Source organism: Streptomyces sp. WAC06614, from assembly GCF_003949795.1.
Lineage (GTDB): Bacteria > Actinomycetota > Actinomycetes > Streptomycetales > Streptomycetaceae > Streptomyces.
The window spans coordinates 1-4,556 of the sequence record NZ_RPRY01000453.1 but is presented as its reverse complement, the minus strand read 5'-3'; the positions used below and the strand labels follow the sequence as shown (position 1 = coordinate 4,556).

Annotated in this window: 2 protein-coding genes; both read left to right on the top strand. The window is 74.5% G+C overall.

Features of this window, described 5'->3' with window-relative positions; genetic code table 11:
• Positions 1 to 370 precede the first annotated feature (370 nt).
• Positions 371 to 1,909 (top strand): helix-turn-helix domain-containing protein, encoded by a 1,539-nt coding sequence (locus EF918_RS32965; RefSeq protein ID WP_260610910.1) that lies wholly within the window; start codon positions 371 to 373, stop codon positions 1,907 to 1,909.
• Positions 1,910 to 2,035: 126 nt separating this feature from the next.
• A partial coding sequence (locus tag EF918_RS32960) for an AMP-binding protein (RefSeq protein WP_148141310.1) occupies positions 2,036 to 4,556 on the top strand: 2,521 nt, incomplete at its 3' end.

Below are 4,556 nucleotides of genomic sequence, written 5' to 3'. Positions count from 1 at the left end.
CGGTGACGCCGGTCGGGGCCAGGGTGGTGGAAGCCGGTCCGTCGGCGAGGGCGATCTGGGCGCCCATCAGGGTGGCGCCGGCGACGGCGACGGTGACGAGAGCGGCGCGGAGGGCGGGGGCGAGGGTCATGTCGGTGTCCTTCCGGTTCGGCGTCCCGGTCTTTCCGGGGCGCTTCCTTCCTTGTGGGCACCACGTTAGGAACGGCCGGAATCCCGGCACCGACCTTGCCGTTATCCCCGCGCTATCACGCGGACCCGGGCGCTATCACGCGCCGCGCAACGGCCGGCGATAGGCAGCGGGAAGCGGCGATAGCGGCGGGGCGCGGGGGTGCGCGCCGCGCGATGCCGACGGGATAACAGCGTCCCGACGATGGGAGTCAGGAACCGGCCGCATCACCTCGGCCAGTCGTTCCCCACCACCTTCGCCGGGAGCGCCACTGTGAACACCCTCGCCGTCAGCACCATGACCGTGAACTCCATGCCCGCGACAGCCGCTCGCACCGCATCCGCCGACTCCGCCGAGTCCCCCATCGGTGCCCTGATCCGCTCGCACCGGCTGCGCATCGGCCTCACCCAGCGGGAGTTGGCCGATCTGTCGACCATCAGCGTGCGGGCCATCCGGGACCTGGAGCAGGGCAAGGCGAGACGTCCCCGCACGGACACCGTGCGGCTGATGGCGGACGCGTTGCGGCTGGGCCCACGGGCCCGGGCGGCCCTCGAAGCGGCGGCGCAGCAGGGCCGGGCGGGCGGCGCGGCCTGGACCGAGCCGCCCGCACCGCCGACCGCCCTGCACGCGATAACGGGCCGCGACGGGGAGATCGACTGCCTCGTCGCGGAGTTGGCGGCCGACACGGGCACCGAGCGGCTGGTCAACGTGGTGGGGCTCGCCGGGGTCGGCAAGACCCGGCTGGCGCTGGCCGTGGCCGATCGGCTGCACGGCACCGGCCTGGGGCTTCCGGTGCTGTGGCACGCCCTGCCCGGCTCCTCCCCGGCCGATTACCTCGCCTCCCACGACGAGGAACTCGCCTTCCGGCTTGCCACCTTGGTGGCCGAGCTGTTCGGGCCGGCCGATCCGCGGGGCGGATCGGGCGCCGGTGCGGTGGCCGCGCTCGCCGAACTGCTGGGCGACGCCCCGGTGCTGCTGGTGCTGGACGGCGCCCCGGCCGCTCCCCCGCGTGCCGACCGGCTGACCGCGCTCCTGCGCACCTGCCCGGGCCTGCGGCTGCTGGTGACCTCGGACGGGCCGTGGGGGGTTCCGGGCGAACGGGTCTTCCTCCTCTCCCCGTTGGAGGCCCCGGAGCGCGGCGCGGCCTCCGGCGACGCCCCGGCGGTACGGGTCTTCCTCGACCAGGTCCGCCGGGTGCGGCCGGACTTCGCGGCCGGACCGGCCGACCTGGAGCGGGCCTCGTGGATCTGCCGCCGCCTGGACGGCCATCCCGGGGCGCTGGCGGCGGCGGCCTCCTGGCTCGTGGTGTACGACCTGGCGGCGCTGTGCCACAGTCTGGACGCGGACCCGGCCGCCCTGCTGGACCACTTGGGCGCGGCGGGCGGCACGGGCAGCCTGCGCGCGGTGCTGCACGCGCGGCTGTCGCGGCTCGCGGCCGGTCCGCGCGCCCTGCTGGACTCCCTGTGCGCGCACCCGGCCCCTGCCCCCGCCCCGGCCCCCACCGCGACCTCGACCGCGATCGCCGCCACCGATGCCGTCGACGGCGCCCCCGGTCATGAGCTGACCGAGATCACCGCGCTGACCGGCCTGAGCCTGCCCGAGTGCGGGCGGCTGCTGCGCGAGCTGCTGATCAGTGGGGCGGTGCGGGCCGAGCACCGTGACGGTGCGTCCCGGTTCCGCGTCCTGGGCCTGGTGCGCGCCGCCTGGCTGTGCGGTGCCGCGGCAACTGCCGCCGCCCGCTGAGCTGCTCCCGTAGTGCCGGAGCAACTGCCGCCCGACGGTACCGCCTGCGGGTTGGATTCCGTACGGCGGGACGACGACCCGCAGCCCCGAACTCCCGCCACCGAAACGATTCCGAGGAGCGCCCGCATGTCCCTCCACGCGTCTGACCAGCGCACCGCGCACGGGCCCGCCGCCGCGGGACCCGCCGTGCGCCTGCCCCTGTCGGCGGCTCAGCGCGACATCTGGATGGCCCACGGGCTGGACGCCTCCGGCTGCCGCTACAACATCGGGGAGTACCGGGAGCTCACCGGCCGGCTCGATGCCGACCTGCTGGCCCGCTGCTGGTATCAACTCGCCTGCGAGGCGGACGCGTTGCGCATCCGCGGGATCGGCTCCGACGAGGACGGGTCCCTCTGGCAGCTGCTGCACGCGGAGCCCGCGGGCCGCGCCCTGCGGACGCTCGACCTGAGCGACGAGGCCGATCCCGCAGCCGCCGCGCGGGCCTGGATGGACGCCGAACTGGCCCGCCCCTTCGACCTGGCGGACGACTGGCTGAGCCGGCACGTCCTGATCCGGGCCGGGCACACGGACGACGGCGACGAGCGCTGCTTCTACTTCCACGCCTACCACCACCTGGCGATCGACGGCATGGGCGTGGCCCTGCTGGACCAGCGGCTGGTCGAGCTGTACGAGCAGGCGGCGGCCGGCCGGCCCTGGACGCCCACGCCGTTCGGTGCGCTCACCGAACTGCTCGCCGAGGACACGGCGTACCGCGCGTCGGCGGAGGCCGCGGCGGACCGGGCCCACTGGACGGCCCGGCTGGCGGACCTGCCGCCCGTACCCCGACTGGCCGAGGGCCACACCGGCAAGGCCGGTCCGGGAGCGCTGCCGTTCGTCCGTCGCACCGTGGTCCTCGGCCCGGAGCGGGCGGAGCGGCTCAAGGAGGTGGCCCGCACCCACCGGGCGCCTTGGACCATGCTGGTGATCGCGCTCGTCGCGGCGTACGTCCACCGGGCCGGCGGGACGGCCGAACCGGTGCTGGGCCTGCCGGTGACCGGCCGGCGCACCGAACTCGCCCGTCGCACCCCGGGCATGCTCTCGAACGTGATCCCGCTGCGGGTCCCGGTGCGCGCCGACGGTTCCCTGGCCGAGCTGCTCGCCACGGTGGTCACGGAGGCCCGCGAGGGGCTCCGGCACCAGCGGACCCGCTACGAGGACGTCTGCCGCGACCTGGGTCTGGGCGAGGCGGACCGGCGGATCGCGGCGCCACTGGTGAACATCATGGCGTTCACCCCGGGCATGCGCTTCTGCGGCCTGCCGACCGTTCAGCACAACCTCGGCAACGGCCCCGTGGAGGACCTGGCGGTCGGCGTCTACGACCTCGGCCCGGAGGGCGGGCTGCGCATCGACTTCGACGCCTCGCCCGAGGTGTGCGACGTAGTGGCGGTGGCCGGTCACCAGGACCGGTTCGTGGCCTTCGTGGAACGGCTGCTGGCGGACGCCGGACTCCCGCTGTCGGAGGCGGAACTGCTGGAACCGGACGAGCGCCGGCGGGTGCTGGAGGAGTGGACCGGGAGCGCGGCGGACATCGGCGAACTGCCGGTGTTGACGGCCCGGTTCGAGGAGCAGGTGCGCCTACGTCCCGAAGCCCCGGCCCTCGTGTTCGGCCCGACGACCCTGTCCTACGCGGAGCTCGACCGCCGCGCCAACCGTCTCGCCCACCACCTGCGCGAGCAGGGCCTCGGGCGCGGTGACCTGGCCGGGATCCTCCTCGACCGCGGTATCGACTTCGCCGTCAGCCTCCTCGCCGTGACCAAGACCGGCGCCGGATACGCCCTGCTCGACCCCGAGTTCCCCGACGAACGCCTGCGCAGCACCGCCACCGATGCGGGACTGCGGCTGCTGGTCACCGACACGAGCCACCACGGCCGCGGTGTCTCCGGCCCCTGGTCCGAGGTCCTCATCGACGTGGCGGCCGAGGAGATCGCCGTGCGCCCCGCCCACGGCCTGGGCGTCGCCCTGACCGGCGACGACACCGCCTGCGTGATGTTCACCTCCGGCTCCACCGGACGCCCCAAGGGCATCCTGTCCACCCACCGCAACCTCGTCTCCACCGTCACCGCGCAGACCTACGCCGCCTTCGGTCCCGGCGAAGTCTTCCTCCAGTGCTCCCCCGTCTCCTGGGACGCCTTCAGCCTCGAATTCTGGGGCGCCCTCCTCCACGGCGGCACCACCGTCCTCCAACCCGGACAACGACCCGAACCGGCCCTGGTGGCCGAGCTGGCGCCACGCCACGGGGTGACGATGCTCCAGCTGTCCTCCAGCCTCTTCAACTACCTCACCGACGAACACCCGGAAGCCTTCGCCACGACCCGCATCGTCTACACCGGCGGCGAGCCGGCCTCCCCCACCCACATCGCCCGCCTCCACGACCTGCACCCGCACCTCACCGTCACCAACGGCTACGGCCCTGCCGAGTCCATGGGCTTCACCACCACCCACACCGTGGATCCGGCGGCGCTCCCCACGGGCCCGGTGTCCATCGGCCGGCCCCTCACCAACAAGTACGCCTACGTCCTCGACGACCACCTGCGCCCCGTACCCCCCGGTGTCACCGGCGAGCTCTACCTCACCGGCGACGGCCTCGCCCACGGCTACCTCGCCCAAC

What these genes read in the sequence shown, in the direction of transcription:
- EF918_RS32965 (WP_260610910.1), top strand. Translation starts at nt 371, where the DNA reads ATGGGAGTCAGGAACCGGCCGCATCACCTCGGCCAGTCGTTCCCCACC.